The organism is Roseivivax sp. THAF30, assembly GCF_009363575.1.
Lineage (GTDB): Bacteria > Pseudomonadota > Alphaproteobacteria > Rhodobacterales > Rhodobacteraceae > Roseivivax > Roseivivax halotolerans.
The window spans coordinates 3,718,982-3,733,043 of the sequence record NZ_CP045389.1 but is presented as its reverse complement, the minus strand read 5'-3'; the positions used below and the strand labels follow the sequence as shown (position 1 = coordinate 3,733,043).

Annotated in this window: 17 protein-coding genes; 10 read left to right on the top strand and 7 right to left on the bottom strand. The window is 61.8% G+C overall.

From position 1 onward, the window contains the following. Positions 1–41: 41 nt before the first annotated feature. The 3 genes from FIU91_RS18120 to fliF are packed head-to-tail and all read right to left on the bottom strand — an operon-like array spanning position 42 to position 2,513. Complete coding sequence (locus FIU91_RS18120) at positions 42–353, bottom strand: FliM/FliN family flagellar motor C-terminal domain-containing protein (protein WP_254702003.1); 312 nt, start codon at positions 351–353, stop codon at positions 42–44. Then, a complete protein-coding gene (locus FIU91_RS18115; protein ID WP_152463533.1) occupies positions 346–957 on the bottom strand; it encodes an ABC transporter ATP-binding protein in 612 nt (203 codons plus the stop codon). Before FIU91_RS18115 ends, FIU91_RS18120 begins: the two co-directional genes overlap by 8 nt. Further along, entirely contained in the window at positions 954–2,513 is a 1,560-nt protein-coding gene (gene fliF / locus FIU91_RS18110; protein ID WP_371418218.1) for a flagellar basal-body MS-ring/collar protein FliF, read from the bottom strand. Before fliF ends, FIU91_RS18115 begins: the two co-directional genes overlap by 4 nt. A gap of 175 nt (positions 2,514–2,688) precedes the next feature. Between fliF and fliL the strand changes: the two genes are divergently transcribed. Genes fliL through FIU91_RS18095 form a run of 3 tightly spaced genes read left to right on the top strand, consistent with a single transcriptional unit; the run spans position 2,689 to position 4,217 of the window. Continuing rightward, positions 2,689–3,219, top strand: a complete 531-nt coding sequence (fliL, locus tag FIU91_RS18105) for a flagellar basal body-associated protein FliL (RefSeq protein ID WP_152463531.1) — start codon at positions 2,689–2,691, stop codon at positions 3,217–3,219. Between the two features lie 9 nt (positions 3,220–3,228). Continuing rightward, positions 3,229–3,597: a hypothetical protein gene (locus FIU91_RS18100; RefSeq protein ID WP_152463530.1), complete on the top strand. Its 369-nt coding sequence runs from the start codon at positions 3,229–3,231 to the stop codon at positions 3,595–3,597. Further along, complete coding sequence (locus FIU91_RS18095) at positions 3,594–4,217, top strand: MotE family protein (protein WP_152463529.1); 624 nt, start codon at positions 3,594–3,596, stop codon at positions 4,215–4,217. Before FIU91_RS18100 ends, FIU91_RS18095 begins: the two co-directional genes overlap by 4 nt. A 231-nt stretch (positions 4,218–4,448) precedes the next feature. Here FIU91_RS18095 and FIU91_RS18090 read toward each other — a convergent pair whose 3' ends face one another. Both FIU91_RS18090 and FIU91_RS18085 read right to left on the bottom strand, forming a co-directional pair. Continuing rightward, on the bottom strand, positions 4,449–4,862 hold the full coding sequence (locus FIU91_RS18090; RefSeq protein WP_152463528.1) for a DUF1810 domain-containing protein: 414 nt from the start codon (positions 4,860–4,862) through the stop codon (positions 4,449–4,451). A 4-nt stretch (positions 4,863–4,866) separates the two neighbouring features. Further along, positions 4,867–6,093, bottom strand: a complete 1,227-nt coding sequence (locus FIU91_RS18085; protein WP_152463527.1) for an argininosuccinate synthase — start codon at positions 6,091–6,093, stop codon at positions 4,867–4,869. A gap of 132 nt (positions 6,094–6,225) precedes the next feature. Between FIU91_RS18085 and FIU91_RS18080 the strand changes: the two genes are divergently transcribed. The 3 genes from FIU91_RS18080 to FIU91_RS18070 are packed head-to-tail and all read left to right on the top strand — an operon-like array spanning position 6,226 to position 9,035. Continuing rightward, the gene (locus tag FIU91_RS18080) at positions 6,226–6,960 is read left to right on the top strand and encodes a hypothetical protein (RefSeq protein ID WP_152463526.1); all 735 of its coding nucleotides are present in this window, start codon (positions 6,226–6,228) and stop codon (positions 6,958–6,960) included. A 39-nt stretch (positions 6,961–6,999) separates the two neighbouring features. Then, complete coding sequence (ilvA, locus tag FIU91_RS18075) at positions 7,000–8,226, top strand: threonine ammonia-lyase IlvA (protein WP_152463525.1); 1,227 nt, start codon at positions 7,000–7,002, stop codon at positions 8,224–8,226. Next, positions 8,226–9,035 (top strand): SDR family oxidoreductase, encoded by an 810-nt coding sequence (locus FIU91_RS18070; RefSeq protein ID WP_152463524.1) that lies wholly within the window; start codon positions 8,226–8,228, stop codon positions 9,033–9,035. Before ilvA ends, FIU91_RS18070 begins: the two co-directional genes overlap by 1 nt. On the opposite strand, the gene FIU91_RS18065 is transcribed toward FIU91_RS18070, so the two are convergent. Beyond that, positions 9,010–9,327 (bottom strand): Hpt domain-containing protein, encoded by a 318-nt coding sequence (locus tag FIU91_RS18065; protein ID WP_152463523.1) that lies wholly within the window; start codon positions 9,325–9,327, stop codon positions 9,010–9,012. The two genes, FIU91_RS18070 and FIU91_RS18065, sit on opposite strands and share 26 nt — an antisense overlap. 134 nt (positions 9,328–9,461) lie before the next feature. On the opposite strand from FIU91_RS18065, the gene FIU91_RS18060 reads away from it, so the two are divergent. Next, on the top strand, positions 9,462–10,733 hold the full coding sequence (locus FIU91_RS18060) for a PP2C family protein-serine/threonine phosphatase (RefSeq protein WP_254702002.1): 1,272 nt from the start codon (positions 9,462–9,464) through the stop codon (positions 10,731–10,733). An 8-nt stretch (positions 10,734–10,741) separates the two neighbouring features. Here FIU91_RS18060 and FIU91_RS18055 read toward each other — a convergent pair whose 3' ends face one another. After that, complete coding sequence (locus FIU91_RS18055) at positions 10,742–11,179, bottom strand: NUDIX hydrolase (protein WP_152463522.1); 438 nt, start codon at positions 11,177–11,179, stop codon at positions 10,742–10,744. A 100-nt stretch (positions 11,180–11,279) separates the two neighbouring features. Here FIU91_RS18055 and FIU91_RS18050 point away from each other — a divergent pair, with 100 nt between their 5' ends. The 3 genes from FIU91_RS18050 to FIU91_RS18040 are packed head-to-tail and all read left to right on the top strand — an operon-like array spanning position 11,280 to position 14,021. Next, positions 11,280–12,266: an Hsp33 family molecular chaperone HslO gene (locus FIU91_RS18050; protein WP_152463521.1), complete on the top strand. Its 987-nt coding sequence runs from the start codon at positions 11,280–11,282 to the stop codon at positions 12,264–12,266. 4 nt (positions 12,267–12,270) lie between these two features. Further along, positions 12,271–12,855: a CoA pyrophosphatase gene (locus FIU91_RS18045; RefSeq protein ID WP_254702001.1), complete on the top strand. Its 585-nt coding sequence runs from the start codon at positions 12,271–12,273 to the stop codon at positions 12,853–12,855. Continuing rightward, positions 12,852–14,021 (top strand): CCA tRNA nucleotidyltransferase, encoded by a 1,170-nt coding sequence (locus FIU91_RS18040; protein WP_152463519.1) that lies wholly within the window; start codon positions 12,852–12,854, stop codon positions 14,019–14,021. Before FIU91_RS18045 ends, FIU91_RS18040 begins: the two co-directional genes overlap by 4 nt. Positions 14,022–14,062: the final 41 nt, after the last annotated feature.

Genomic DNA, 14,062 nt, shown 5'->3' with positions numbered 1-14,062 from the left:
GGCAGCACTCCTTTTCCCGGCTGCTTTCTGACTTGCCTTTGTCATGGCGCAGACGTTCCCAGATCAGCGATCTCTGTCAGACGGACCGACAGGCGCGGATCGCCGCTCTCTTCGCTGACTTCGAGCAGACCGAAGCCGATCGACCGATCACCGATGAAGAGCTCCACCGGGTCGTCGAGAGCCTTGTCGAGCGTCAGTATGGAGCCGACGTCGAGCCCCAATAATTCCTGGATGGACGGGCTTGCCCTGCCGACAGCGACAGTCACTTCGATCGGAACCTGCGTGAAGGATGTCATACGCGACGATGCTGGGGTTTGAGGATCCTCGCCACCAGGGTTTTGAGCTTCAGCCATTCACAGCCCTCCGTGTGTCAGAGCAGAAACCGGCGATGGCTGTCCGAATCTCTTCTGCGATTTCGCTGAGATCGAGCCGTTCTTCGACGGTTTCAGAAAAGCGAATGTCGGCTTGTCCGGCAGCAAGCGATCCGTCGGCGACAACCTCGACCGGAAAATCGGTGATATTGTCCGCGAGCGGCTCCACAAGGCTTAACTCGGTCGGACTGACAGCAACGCGAACGTTGAGATTGCCGATTTCCGCTGCGACTTCGCCCATCCGTGCGGCGACGTGCGCGCCGAGCGTTCCTTGCAAAGCAGCAGGAAGGATCGCGCCCACAATCTCGTCGAGGAGGGGCGTCATCGCGGCCAGGATATGGCTGTAGGCTTCGTGATAGGTGAACGACAGATCCTGCAAATTCTGTGCGAAATCGCTTTTGATACGTGTGTTCTCTTCTTCCATCGTGCGAACCGCGTCATCCCATCCCGACCGATACCCCTGGTCGAAATTGGCAAGATCGCGTTTCTCCAACTCGTCGGGCGGTAATCGCGGTGTCGTGGTGTCTGCCAGACCAGGGGCCGGGCTAGCAAAATCCGGGAACAAGGCGCTTAAATCAGGCATCATGCATGTTCCTCCGGCTCATCGAGCCAGCTTCGCAGGATTTCGACCGCTTCTTCCTTGCGGTCTTCGATCATGCCGCGAAGCCGGTCGACCGGGTCTTCCCGGCTGAGATCCTCGAGACCGGCAAAGCCCTTCGCTCCGAGGCCGGAGCCGCTCATGGGCTGGAAACCGTCGCCCATATCGATTTCGCCATCCACCGGAACCAGTGGTTCGGCCTCTGCCAAAAGTGAGGCCGGTGTGGGCAGGCTGCTGTCTGGTGCGGGCAGAGCGGCTGCGACCTGTGCGCCTTTGAGGATCGGACGAACCACGAAAAGGCCCAGCACCAGCGCAACAAGCGCCACGACCGCCATTTGAAGAATCCGTGTCAGATCGAGAGGTATCGGAGATATCCATCCCGGCGCTGTCGCCTCGGTGCCAAGCCCTTCGGGCGCGTCGAAGGGTAGGGAGCGGATGGTAATCTCGTCGCCTCTCGCTTCGTCGTAGCCGACCGCCGATGCTACCAGCGCGCGAAGCGCGTCCTGCTCGCTATCCGGCATAGGTGTGAAGACATCGCCCTCCGCACCCGTCTCGATCGTGCCGTTAACCAGCACCGCCACGGTCAGACGCCGGATCGCGCCCGGCGTCCGGGTCACTTCCCGCAAGGTTTCCGAGACCTCGTAATTGACCCGTTCCCGGGTCGAGCTTTCCTGGCTGCTGGACCCCTCGCCCCCTGTGCCGTCGCCGTCGGGAAGGTTGGACGCGACCGTGACGCCATTGCCGGGCCCATCCTTGGACTGGCCTTCACGCTCCTCGGTGTCCGAGGAGATGAGTGCGCGGCCATCCGGGTCGATGCGGCGTTCGCGGATCGATTCGCTTTCGGTGATCGTATCGACACTGATCGCGACGACAGCATTTCCCGGCCCCACCCGAGCATCGACGATCCGCTGAACCCGCTCTCGCAACGCATCCGCGCGGTCCTCGGCAGACGCCACCATGTCGCCCGCTTCGCCATTCAAAAGCCCAACCTGGCTGTCGATCACCGCAACATCTTCCGGAGAGAGTCCCGGCACCGCGGAGGCGACGAGGTATCGGATGGCGCGCGCCTGCTCCGGGGGAAGGGGGCCTGACGTCCCGGTGACGGACACCGAGGCCGACGCATTTACGCGGCGTTGGAACGGGTTCGCTGAGGCATTCGCAATATGGACACGCGTCGCCGCAACAAGTGGGTTCGCCGCAATCGTCCGAGCAAGTTCCCCCTCCTTCGCGCGCCAGTAGGCAGCATCGAACATCTGCGACGTCGTTCCGAACCCCGTGAGCGAATCGAGAAGCTCGTAGCCCTGTGCACCGTTGGCGGGCAGCCCCTCGCCGGCCAGCGTCAGGCGCAGGGCGTCGCGCTCGGCACGGGGTACGAGGATTGCGCCACCGCGCACTTCGTAGGGCATACCTTGCGCCTCGATCGCCGCGATAACGTCACCGGCGGCCTGAGGTTCCAAGCCCGCGTAAAGCAACGCCATATCTGGCCGCGAGGCTATGCGTCCAAGGATCAGAACAGCCACGAACATCGCGGCCGCTGATGCCACGACCACGATTCGCCTTTGAGCCGATAGCCCGTTCCACAATGCCAATATCTGCGCCAATGCGGCCTCCACCTGCCGAACAACTTCTTTGCTCGGAAGACAGTTTTGGCTCGTTCGCATTAACAGCCGGTTAGCTCCTTCGCGATTATCTGGTCCGGCGAGTCGAAAAGGATCAACGATGAGTGAAGCAAGCGCACCGGAAGAAGCGTCGGGTCCCGAAACCACGTCCGGCAAAAGCCGAAAGCCGCTCCTCATCGGCCTGGTTTTGGCGCTCTTAGGCGGGGGCGCGGGCTATTTCGCGGTCAGTTCGGGCATGCTTGGCCCCGAGGCCGTGGAGGCTGGCCATCAATCAGATGAGACACATGCGGAAAGCGCGGTGCCGCCGATGTACGAAGAGGATGGCACGTCGGATGTGCGTTTCGTCGAGTTGCCGCAGCTCGTTGTCTCTCTTGGCCCGGATGCGACGGCGCGGCATCTTCGCTTTACCGCCGCGATTGAGACAAACACAGCGTCAGAGGCCGAGGTGGCCCAGCTGCAGCCGCGGATCCTCGATGTGATGAACGGCTATCTCCGCGCGCTGGAGCCAGCAGATATAGAAGAGCCGGGCGGGCTGTTTCTGATCCGCGGGCAGCTGACGCGGCGGCTGCAGCTTGTCTTGGGTGAAGATCGTATGCGCGATCTTCTGGTTCTGGAATTTGTGCTGAACTGAGGGCGCGGGATGCAGTTTCTGGCGGATATCTTTCTCGCTGCGGGTGCCTTGGGCGCTGCGCTTTATTGCGTTGTTCTTTCGCGTCGATTGCGGGCGTTCAACGATCTCGAAGGCGGAATGGGCGGTGCTGTCGCCATATTGTCCGCACAGGTCGAGGACCTTCGGAAAACGCTGGGCGCGGCACAGAACTCCGCCGGTGCATCGACCGAGTCCCTGACAGCCCTGACGAGCCGGGCGGAGGATGTCGCCCGCAGGCTGGAGCTGTTGGTCGCATCGATGCATGATCTTCCAGAGCCACATACGACATCCGCTCCCGAAGGGCCCGGTATCGCCGCGCCGGTATTCTCCCATCGCGCCCGGCAGGAGAACGCGGGATGAGCGCCCTCGTGCTGCGCGGTCGGTCAGGTTTTCCTCGGATCGGGACGCTGACCCTCATCGGTGCGTTCTTCGTTCTGTCGGCCGTGTTTCGGCTCGGCCTCGGTGCAGATGTCGTGCTGGCTCTGCCGGACGTTGATAGTGCCAGTTCGGACGCATCTGCCGAGTCCGTAGAGCCGGCACCGGAAAATCCAGCAACGCTGCTCGAAGCGCTTCAGGCACGCGAGGCGCGGCTGAAATCCCGTGAGGAGGCGATCCTGGTCCGTGAAAAAGCCCTGACGATCGCCGACGACGAAATCGCCGAAAAGCTTGTCGAGCTTGTTGCTGCGGAGGAACGTCTGCGCGCGACGCTCGACCTTGCGCGCGGCGCAGCCGAGGCTGATGTTGCACAGCTGACCGAGGTGTATTCCCGGATGAAGCCGAAAGATGCAGCCATCCTATTCGAAGAGATGTCACCTGAATTCGCGGCAGGTTTCCTTGCCCGGATGAAACCGGATATCGCCGCATCGGTTTTGGCCGGCCTCACTCCGAAACGGGCTTACGCGATCTCGGCGCTTCTGGCTGCGCGTCATTCGGATGTACCGCGGGCAAGTGATGCTGAGGAAATTGAGTTGGAAAATTGAATAATATTAATGCTTTGAGAAAAAATCTCATGAATCTGGAAGATTCTCGAAACTGCAAGAAGCTCAAGCTCGTGACTGAGATTGTATGGCACGTCTGGACTTGCCAGACCCGTCCATCGAGCAGTGAACGACTTCACGTTCGTCGCGCTCTCGTGCAAATCGCGTGGCGAACGTGCCGGGCCGTCCCGTCTTGCGGAACCCCTGATACGGGATGGGGCGGCCCCCAACCCTTCAGTCTTCGAGAGCTTTCAATGTTGTCTCGCAGCGAGAACCTGCGAAGCATCGATCCAGCACGTCGCTGACAATCTTTGGCGCCCCTTGCGCTCGTTCGAATAATGTCATTGAGGATCGAAGCTTCATCGCATCGACATCGCCAAAGATATCACTTGGCGGCGCGTCCTGAACCAGCACGAGCCGCGCCACCTCTTCGAGCCTTCCGCGCAGGACCGGATCATCCAAGTAGGATTGAGCCTCGGCGAGATCGCGCAGACCGTAATGCCGCGCACGATCCGAGCGGCCAAGACAGGCAAGCTGCGGTACGATCCACCAGATCCAGTGCGACGTCTTGCGTCCCGAGGCCAGTTCTGCACGCGCGCGCGGCCAATCCTCTTCCTGCCGCGCGTGGAATTCGGCGAGCGTCGCCACCAAGTCAGCCCTTCAGGCGGCGATCCCGAGCGGCCAAAAGCTTCAGACGCAGAGCGTTGAGCTGAATGAAACCGGCGGCATCCTTTTGATCGTAGGCTCCTGCGTCGTCTTCGAAAGTGACATGTGCCTCTGAATAGAGTGAATGCTCGGACCAGCGTCCGACCGTGCGCGCGAGACCCTTGTACAGCTTAAGGCGAACGGTGCCGGTGACATGCGCCTGGCTGCGATCAATCGCCGCCTGCAACATCTCCCGCTCCGGCGAAAACCAGAAACCGTTGTAGATCAACTCGGCATAACGCGGCATGAGTTCATCTTTGAGGTGCGCCGCACCGCGGTCGAGCGTGATCTGCTCGATCCCGCGATGTGACTCCAGCATGATCGTTCCGCCGGGCGTCTCGTAGATGCCGCGCGACTTCATCCCGACGAACCGCCCCTCGACCAGGTCGAGACGGCCGATACCGTGCACCCGACCGTATTCGTTGAGCGCGGTCAGCAACGTCGCAGGCGACATCGCCTCGCCGTTGATCGCAACCGGATCGCCCTTTTCGAACGTGATCTCGATGAACTCGGGCTGATCCGGCGCATCTTCGGGGTTCACCGTGCGCTGGTAGACATAATCGGGCGCATCATCGGCGGGATCCTCGAGAACCTTCCCCTCGGAGGAGGTGTGCAGAAGGTTCGCATCGACCGAGAACGGGGCCTCGCCACGCTTGTCCTTCGCGATCGGGATCTGGTTCTTCTCGGCGAAGTCCAGAAGCTTCGTGCGGGACGTCAGATCCCAAAGCCGCCAAGGCGCGATAACCTTGATGTCCGGATTGAGCGCGTAGGCCGCAAGCTCGAACCGCACCTGGTCATTGCCCTTCCCGGTTGCGCCATGCGCCACTGCATCCGCGCCGGTCTCGGCAGCGATCTCGACCAGCCGCTTGGAGATGAGCGGCCGCGCGATGGACGTGCCCAAGAGGTAAAGCCCTTCGTAGAGCGCGTTGGCGCGGAACATCGGAAAGACGAAATCACGAACGAACTCTTCGCGAACGTCCTCGATGTAGATGTTCTTGGGCTTGATGCCGAGCATCTCGGCCTTCTCGCGCGCCGGATCCAGCTCTTCGCCCTGCCCGAGATCCGCCGTGAACGTCACGACCTCGCAGCCATATTCGGTCTGCAGCCATTTCAGGATGATCGACGTGTCGAGACCCCCGGAATAGGCCAGAACGACTTTCTTGGGCGCGGACATGGGCAAGACCTCCTGATGCGATGCTGGCGCGGCGCTTAGCCGGTTTCGACTGCGCGGGCAAGGTTCCGGCCTATGCCGTGCCGCATGTCCGTGTTAGCTCATGCAAAATTTTGCGGCAGAAGGATTAGGGGCATGAAAGCCTGGGAGGTATTTTCGCATTCGGTGCGGCTCGTCTGGCGCAACCGGCGGGATGCGCTTCGCATTTCGGTTGCGCTTTACGCGATCTACGCTCTCGTGCAGCTGGTGTTTCTGGAGGACCAATCTGCCAGTCCCGACGAAGCTCTCCAAATGATCGAGCCCGGGCAAGCCGGGACGCTCTTCCTTGTCGCGATCCTTCAGGTCGTTGTCACCCTTTGGATCGCGGTCTCTTGGCATCGCTTTGTTCTCCTCGAGGAATACCCCTCTGGCTGGTTACCCAATTTTCACGGCGGTTCGATGCTGAAATACTTCGGCTATTCGCTGGTGATCGGCATCGGGGTCGGCCTTGCGATCGGCGTTCCGGTCACGATCGCGGCCGCCATCGCGCCGCCGCTTGCCGCGATCGTGGGCCTTGCGGGCCTCTTTGGCGCCATTGTTCTCGGGTTCCGGCTGGCATCGGTCTTGCCCGCCGTCGCGACGGGAAAGTCGCTGTCTTTCGGCGAAGCCTGGTCCGCGACCAACGGCGCAACCGGAACCGCGCTGGGCGTTGCCGCCATTGGAGTTGTCGCCGCGCTTCTCGTGCAGATTCCGGCGGCGATCGTGATGGCTGTGTCCTCCCTTCTCGGCACGCTCGTTTTCGTGGTCATCAACTGGTTCGTGACCATGGTGTCAGTCTCCGTGCTGACGACGATCTACGGCCATTACATCGAAGGCCGTCCTATCGACTGAACGCTTGCCAGCGCCTTGGGCATCGGCCACAGATCGGATATGACCGATTTTAAGACGATCGCCCGGGCCGCCGCGGCGGAGATGCGGGCCGTCTTCGCCGAGACGCCACTGTCACGCAACGCGCATCTGTCCGACCTGTACGGTGCGGATATATGGCTCAAACGCGAAGATCTGAGCCCGGTGCGATCCTATAAGTTGCGCGGGGCCTTCAATGCCATGCGTAAACGACCGGAACAGGACCTTTTCGTTGCGGCCTCTGCAGGGAACCACGCTCAGGGTGTCGCCTTCATGTGCCGGCATTTCGGCAAGACCGGCGTGATCTTCATGCCGGTCACGACCCCGCAACAAAAGATCCAGAAGACGCGGATGTTCGGTGGCGATGCCATCGAGATTCGCATGATTGGAGACTACTTCGACGATTGCCTTCAGGCCGCGCAGGAGTTCTGCGCCGAGGCGGGCGGGCATTTCCTGTCGCCCTTCGACGATGAGGACGTCATCGAAGGACAAGCCACCGTCGCGGTGGAAATCGAGGAAGAGCTGGGTCAGGCCCCGGATCATATCGTCGTTCCGGTCGGCGGGGGTGGCCTCTCGGCGGGCATGCTGACGTATTTCGGCAACGGCCCCGCCTGGACCTTCGTCGAGCCAGCCGGCGGCGCGTGTCTGCACGCCGCCTTGCGCGCCGGAGAGCCCGTCCGACTGCCATCTGTAAACACCTTCGCGGACGGGGCTGCCGTCGCCAAGATCGGTGAGCGGACCTTCGAGCGCCTGAAGGGTGTGGGTCTTGCGAATACGCTGACCATTCCGGAGGACCGGCTCTGCACCACTATCCTCGAGATGCTGAATGTGGAAGGCATCGTCCTTGAACCTGCAGGGGCGCTTGCCATCGATGCGCTCAAGGATCTCGGCGGTTCGATCCGGGGCAAGACGGTTGTCTGCATGACGACTGGCGGCAATTTCGACTTCGAGCGTTTGCCCGAGGTGAAGGAGCGCGCGCAAAGGTTCTCGGGCATCAAGAAGTACTTCATTCTCCGACTGCCGCAGCGTCCTGGCGCGCTCAAGGATTTCCTGACGGCGCTTGGGCCTGACGATGATATCGCGCGGTTCGAATATCTGAAGAAATCCGCGCGAAATTTCGGCTCTGTCCTCATAGGGATCGAAACGACGGATGCGCGAAATTTCGACCGCCTTTTCGCGGATCTCGATGCGCGCGGCTTCGTGTACCAGGACATCACCGAGGACGAGATCCTCGCGCAATTCCTGATCTGATGCGGATATCGGGTCGCATCGCGCTGATCACCGGGGCCGGACAGGGGATCGGACGCGCCATGGCCAAGGCGCTGACGGCTGAAGGTGCGCTGGTCATCGTTCTCGACCGTGATGAGACCGCCGCGCGGCGCGTCGCCGAAGAGACAGGCGGCCACGCGATTGCGGCCGACGTCACCGACCCTGAGGCTTTTGGAAAAGCGCTGGATGCTGCGATCGGCTGGCGGGGCCGCATCGATATCCTTGTGTCCAATGCCGGCATGGCAACGGGAGAGCCGGATGGGGCGGCCTCGGCCAGCGACGCGCATTGGCAGAAAAGTTTCGATCTGCACGTCATGGCGCATCTGCGCGCGGTACGGCGGCTCTTGCCTGACATGATTGCGCGTGAGGAGGGGGCGATCGTCAATGTTGCATCAGCCGCTGGCTTGCTGTCCCAGATCGGCGATGCGGCCTATTCGGCGAGCAAGCACGCGGCAGTCAGCCTCGCGCAATCGCTCGCCATCGATCACGGCGGCCAAGGGATTCAGGTCTCCGTCGTTTGCCCGCTTTATGTCGCCACGCCCCTTCTTGGATATGCGGAAGGCGAGAGTGGGGCCCACGATCGCATCCTGCCCGTTGAGGCGGTCGCACATTCGCTGATTGCAGGGCTGAGAGAGGGTCGGTTCCTGATCTTGCCTCACGAGGAGGCCGGTCTCTTCTTTCGCAAACGGGCGGAGGATATGGAGTCTTGGATCAAGGGCATGCGCGCCTTGCGGGCACGGATCACGGAAGATGGCGAAAGCGATATCAAGCACCTTCATCGCCGGATCTGAGATAAGGCACGAGCGCGTCTTTGGAGGTGGAGTAGAGCCGATTTAGCGCGTTTATGTCCTCCGCGGATGCATCCTTTGCCTCGATGCGTGAACAGAGTTGAGCGAAATCGCGGAATCCCAAGTTGAGGGCCAGTCCCTTCACCAAATGAAACTGCGCCACGGCGTCAGCGCGCGCTGGATCAATCGTCCCGAGCGCGCTTTCCAGATCGGCCATGAATAGCGCCGCAACCTCTGCGAAGCATTCCGAGCCGAGCTCCGCCCGCAGTTCCGAAATTCGCTTCGTGTCGATCATGTCTCGAAGCTTCGACGCGGGGTGTGTACAAAGAATGAATCCACGCTTTTGAATAGATTGATTTGTCGATTTCAGGTCTTCTTAAGCGAGGGCATCCACGCTTCCGCTCATTCCGATGTGACCGAAGCGATGCCGTGACCCTCCCAACCGCCCTGTCTGCTCCAGAGACCGATCAGGCTCAGCTTCCGGTTCGCTATATTCTGGTGGTCGATGACAGCGCGGCGCACCGGGCGCTGCTGTCGCGGCTTTTGCGCTCCTGGGGTTTCGACGTGACAGAGGCGGCAACGGGGCAAGATGCACTTGCCGTCTGCGCGCTGCGTCTACCGGACCTCGTTCTGTCGGACTGGATGATGCCGGGGATGGACGGGCTCGGTCTCTGCCGCGCCTTTCATTCGATAAGGGGCGAGGCGTTCTCGTATTTTATTCTTCTCAGCGCCAAAAGCGACGGGGCGGAGGTCGCGCAGGGGTTGGATGCGGGGGCGGACGACTTTCTAACAAAACCCGTCAACGCGCAGGAATTGCGGGCGCGTATCACGGCTGCCGGTCGTATCATCCGCATGCAACGGGAACTTGCCGCGAAGAACAAGGTGATCGGCGCGACGCTTGCCGAATTGCAGAGCGCCTATGCCACAATAGATCGGGATCTTCAGCATGCGCGGCGGATCCAGGAGTCGTTGGTGCCCCAGCGCGTGCAGGATTTCGGACGCGGGCGCGTCAGCTTTCTGCTGCATTCCTGCGGCCATGTCGGAGGCGATCTTGTCGGCGCCTTCGAGGCCGGGCGTAACAGGATCGGATTCTACGGTATCGATGTCTCCGGCCACGGCATCGCGGCATCTATGGTGGCAGCGCGCGTCGCCGGCTACCTGAGCGACCGGCATCCTGAACAGAACCTCGCACTCGAGCATCGATTTGGTCGGTTCTTCGCCTTGCGTCCACCCGAAGACGTGACGCGCCGACTGAACGACCGTCTTTCGGCCGATCCCGGAGTCGAGGAATATCTCACCATGCTTTACGCCCGTGCCGACCTTGATCGCGGAGAGGTGTGTCTGGTGCAGGCCGGCCACCCACGGCCGCTCCTGATCCGCGCATCGGGAGAGCTGTGCTTTCTGGGGAATGGCGGCTTGCCGATCGGGCTTCTCGCCTCGGTTCACCATGATCGCCTGACCATCCGCATGGAGCCGGGGGACAGCCTTCTGATCTATTCCGACGGGTTCATCGAGGCCGAACTTGCCTCGGGTTGCCTTCTTGGCGAAGCGGGTCTGCGCCATCTCGTGGAAATTGGCCTGCCAGGGCAAAAAGGCTCTGAATTCCTCGACGATCTCTTCTGGCGGCTAACGGAGGAAGCAGTATCGGGTGACGGCATGCCAGACGATGTCTCGGCGGCGCTTTTCGAATACGTTGGGTGATGTCAGGCTTAGATAAGTGCACGCTCGAGGAAATGCCGATCACCGGGATTGCCGAGCGCCTCGGCGGCAACGGCCATATCCATCCAGACGGCGTCGTGGCCGGGCTCCGTCGGGTGCGACAAGGCATAGACGGGGCGCGCGATGTAGACGATACAAAGCTTCTCCGCCCAAAGCTCATATTCGGGCATGAAGGTGAAACGGCGAAACGCACCGAGCCTGACGGGGGATGCGATCTTCCAGCCGGTCTCCTCGAAGACCTCCCGGTGCAGCGCCTGAAGCGGCGATTCGCCCGGATCGATGCCCCCGCCCGGAAGTTGAAACTCCGGCTGCGGCTCTTCCTGGTGCGTCAGCAGGACGGACCTGCCTTGCGGCAGGATCGCGTAAGCGCCACGCCGTATCCGGTAGCTGCGACAGGTCTCTGGCGGGTCTCCGAAGCGTCGCGTCATCGTCCTTTGCCTCCACGGCCGTTCGGCACCCCCTTGGACGTGAGGTCACCGCTCTTATATAGAGCCCTCATTGCCACCACCCGGCCAGCAAGGAAACCCCATGACCCTCGGACCCAAGATCGCCTGGGACGACAACGTTCTGCCCTTTCAGCTTGATCGTTCGGACATCCGCGGCCGCGTCGCGCGGCTCGACGGCGTGCTGGACGGTATCCTGAAGCAGCACGATTATCCCCCGGCCGTCGAGGCGCTGGTTGCGGAGATGGCGCTTTTGACCGCCCTGATCGGTCAGACCATCAAGCTGCGTTGGAAACTGTCGCTGCAGGTCCAGTCCAAGGGTCCGGTTCGAATGATCGCGACTGACTTCTACGCACCTGAGAAAGAGGGCGAGCCCGCCCGCATCAGAGCCTATGCCAGCTTTGACCGCGACCGCATCACCGATGGGCGTCCGATGGACCAGGTGGGCGAAGGGTATTTCGCTATCCTCATGGACCAGGGGAAGGGTATGCAGCCCTACCAGGGGATCACGCCGCTTGTGACCTCGTCGCTTTCAGATGCGGCTGAGGGCTATTTCGCGCAGTCCGAGCAATTGCCAACCCGCTTCCAGCTCTCTTTCGGGCGGTCGACCGAAAAGGGCGGTCAGGAGCATTGGCGCGCGGGCGGTGTGATGCTTCAGCACATGCCCAAGCAGAGCCCGCACGTGCAGGGTGGCGGCACTGGCGAGGGCGGTCTTCTGCAAGCCGACGATATCCTTTCCGAAGACGAGGGTGAGGATTGGCGCCGGGCCAACTTCCACCTCGACACGGTCGAGGACATGGAACTGATCGGCCCGAGCCTGCCGCCGACCGAACTGCTGGTCCGGCTTTTCCATGAAGAATCGCCGCGCGTCTTCGACAGTCTCCCGGTGCGCTTCGGCTGCACATGTTCGGAGGATCGCGTGCGGCAATCGCTGTCGATCTACTCGGCCAAGGACATCGAGAAGATGACCACCGAAGAGGGCATCGTGACCGCCGATTGCCAGTTCTGCGGCGCGCATTACGAGCTGGACCCAAAGACCGTCGGCTTCGAGGCAGAGGATGCCGGAAAGTAACGACATGACCCGCCTTCGCCGCGCGCTCGCGGTGGAGGCGCGGCCCTCTTCCGATTTCGATCTGAATACCGGGGTCGCGCAACCTGAGACCCGCAAGCTGCGACCTGCCGGGGTGCTGGTTCCGCTGATCGAAGTTGAGGATGGCTGGCGTCTCGTTTTGACGAAACGCTCCTCCGCACTCAAGCACCATCCCGGCCAGATCGCCTTTCCGGGCGGCAAGGTCGATCCCGAGGATTCGGGGCCCAAGGCGGCTGCCTTGCGTGAGGCACATGAGGAGATCGGGCTCGAGCCAAGCTCGGTCGAGATACTGGGCGAGCTGCCGCCGCACGAGACAGTGACGGGCTTTGTCATGTCGCCTTTCGTGGGCCGTATCGTGACGCCGTTCGACCCGCGCGCCGAGCCGGGCGAGGTTGCGGAAATCTTCACGGTGCCGCTCGACCATATTACAGATCCGGCCCGCTATTCTGTTCAGGCACGGCGATGGCGCGGGCAAAGGCGGCACTATTACACCGTGCCTTTCGGTCCCTATTACATCTGGGGTGCGACCGCGCGCATCCTGCGCGGCCTGGCCGAACGGATGGCGCCATGATCGTGGTGAAGGGGACGTGGCTGTCCGAGCCCCGAGCTCAGGCAGTGTTTCACGCTCTGGAAACCGCTGGTCATCGCGCATTCGCGGTTGGCGGATGCGTCAGGAATGCGCTTCTCGGCGCGCCGGTCGAGGATCTCGATATCGCGACCGATGCGCTTCCCGACGAGACGATTGCCGCGGTGGAGTCCGCCGGTCTGAAAGCGGTGCCCACCGGCAAGGAGCATGGGACGATCACAGTCGTCTCGGACGGCGAAGGCTACGAAGTTACGACGTTTCGCGCTGATATGGAGACGGATGGCCGACGCGCGACGGTCCGTTTCTCGCAGGATCTCACAGAGGATGCTCGCCGGCGCGACTTCACGATCAACGCGCTTTACGCTGACAAGTCAGGCCGTGTGACCGCTCCGCTCGGCTCGGAACAACTTGAGGATCTATCTGCAAGGCGCGTGCGGTTTATCGGGCAAGCTGAGGATCGCATTCGCGAAGATTACCTGCGGATCCTGCGGTATTTCCGGTTTTCGGCCTGGTATGGCGATCCTGAGGCGGGTTTCGATCCCGATGAGCTGGCGGCGATTGCTGAATGCCTAGACGGATTGGAAATCCTTTCGCGGGAAAGGGTCGGGGCCGAGACGAAGAAACTTCTCACCGCACAAGATCCCGCGCGCGCGGTTGCCGCGATGGCTCAGGTGGGTGTGCTGACGCGTGTCTTGCTCGGCGCGGATCCGCGCGCGCTTGGTCCGCTCGTAGAGCTGGAAGAAGCGGCAGGTATCCGCCCCGATCCACTGCGCCGGCTCGTTGCGATGGGCGTGTCGCACGATCCGGGGTTGAGGCTTTCGAAAAAGGAAGTGCGGCGGATCGAGACGCTTGTCGCCGCTATCGCCGATGGAGGCAACAACGCGGCACTGGGATATAAATACGGCTCTGATACTGCCAAAGACGCGCTGCTTGTCCGCCATGCGTCGCTTGGGATGCCGCTTGGTCCCGAAGCGCTGAACGCTATCGATCGCGGTGCACAGATGGTTTTTCCCATCAACGCGGCAGACCTCATGCCTGGCCTTTCAGGCGCAGCCCTGGGAGAGGCACTGAGCGCGCTCGAGGCTGAATGGATAGCGTCAGATTTCAACCTGACCCGCGAGGATCTGCTCGACCGTGCAAAGCGCGCGTGACTTTCCCGCCGGCGCAGGGTAAGCCCTCTTTCGAAACACGG

Bases quoted from the DNA above. Each gene is read 5' to 3' on its own strand.
- fliL (WP_152463531.1), top strand. From the start codon at position 2,689: ATGAGTGAAGCAAGCGCACCGGAAGAAGCGTCGGGTCCCGAAACCACG.
- FIU91_RS18070 (WP_152463524.1), top strand. From the start codon at position 8,226: ATGCGGATATCGGGTCGCATCGCGCTGATCACCGGGGCCGGACAGGGG.
- FIU91_RS18095 (WP_152463529.1), top strand. From the start codon at position 3,594: ATGAGCGCCCTCGTGCTGCGCGGTCGGTCAGGTTTTCCTCGGATCGGG.
- FIU91_RS18080 (WP_152463526.1), top strand. From the start codon at position 6,226: ATGAAAGCCTGGGAGGTATTTTCGCATTCGGTGCGGCTCGTCTGGCGC.
- FIU91_RS18115 (WP_152463533.1), bottom strand. From the start codon at position 957: ATGATGCCTGATTTAAGCGCCTTGTTCCCGGATTTTGCTAGCCCGGCC.
- FIU91_RS18085 (WP_152463527.1), bottom strand. From the start codon at position 6,093: ATGTCCGCGCCCAAGAAAGTCGTTCTGGCCTATTCCGGGGGTCTCGAC.
- FIU91_RS18050 (WP_152463521.1), top strand. From the start codon at position 11,280: ATGACCCTCGGACCCAAGATCGCCTGGGACGACAACGTTCTGCCCTTT.
- FIU91_RS18100 (WP_152463530.1), top strand. From the start codon at position 3,229: ATGCAGTTTCTGGCGGATATCTTTCTCGCTGCGGGTGCCTTGGGCGCT.
- FIU91_RS18120 (WP_254702003.1), bottom strand. From the start codon at position 353: ATGGCTGAAGCTCAAAACCCTGGTGGCGAGGATCCTCAAACCCCAGCA.
- FIU91_RS18065 (WP_152463523.1), bottom strand. From the start codon at position 9,327: ATGATCGACACGAAGCGAATTTCGGAACTGCGGGCGGAGCTCGGCTCG.
- FIU91_RS18045 (WP_254702001.1), top strand. From the start codon at position 12,271: ATGACCCGCCTTCGCCGCGCGCTCGCGGTGGAGGCGCGGCCCTCTTCC.
- FIU91_RS18040 (WP_152463519.1), top strand. From the start codon at position 12,852: ATGATCGTGGTGAAGGGGACGTGGCTGTCCGAGCCCCGAGCTCAGGCA.
- ilvA (WP_152463525.1), top strand. From the start codon at position 7,000: ATGACCGATTTTAAGACGATCGCCCGGGCCGCCGCGGCGGAGATGCGG.
- FIU91_RS18055 (WP_152463522.1), bottom strand. From the start codon at position 11,179: ATGACGCGACGCTTCGGAGACCCGCCAGAGACCTGTCGCAGCTACCGG.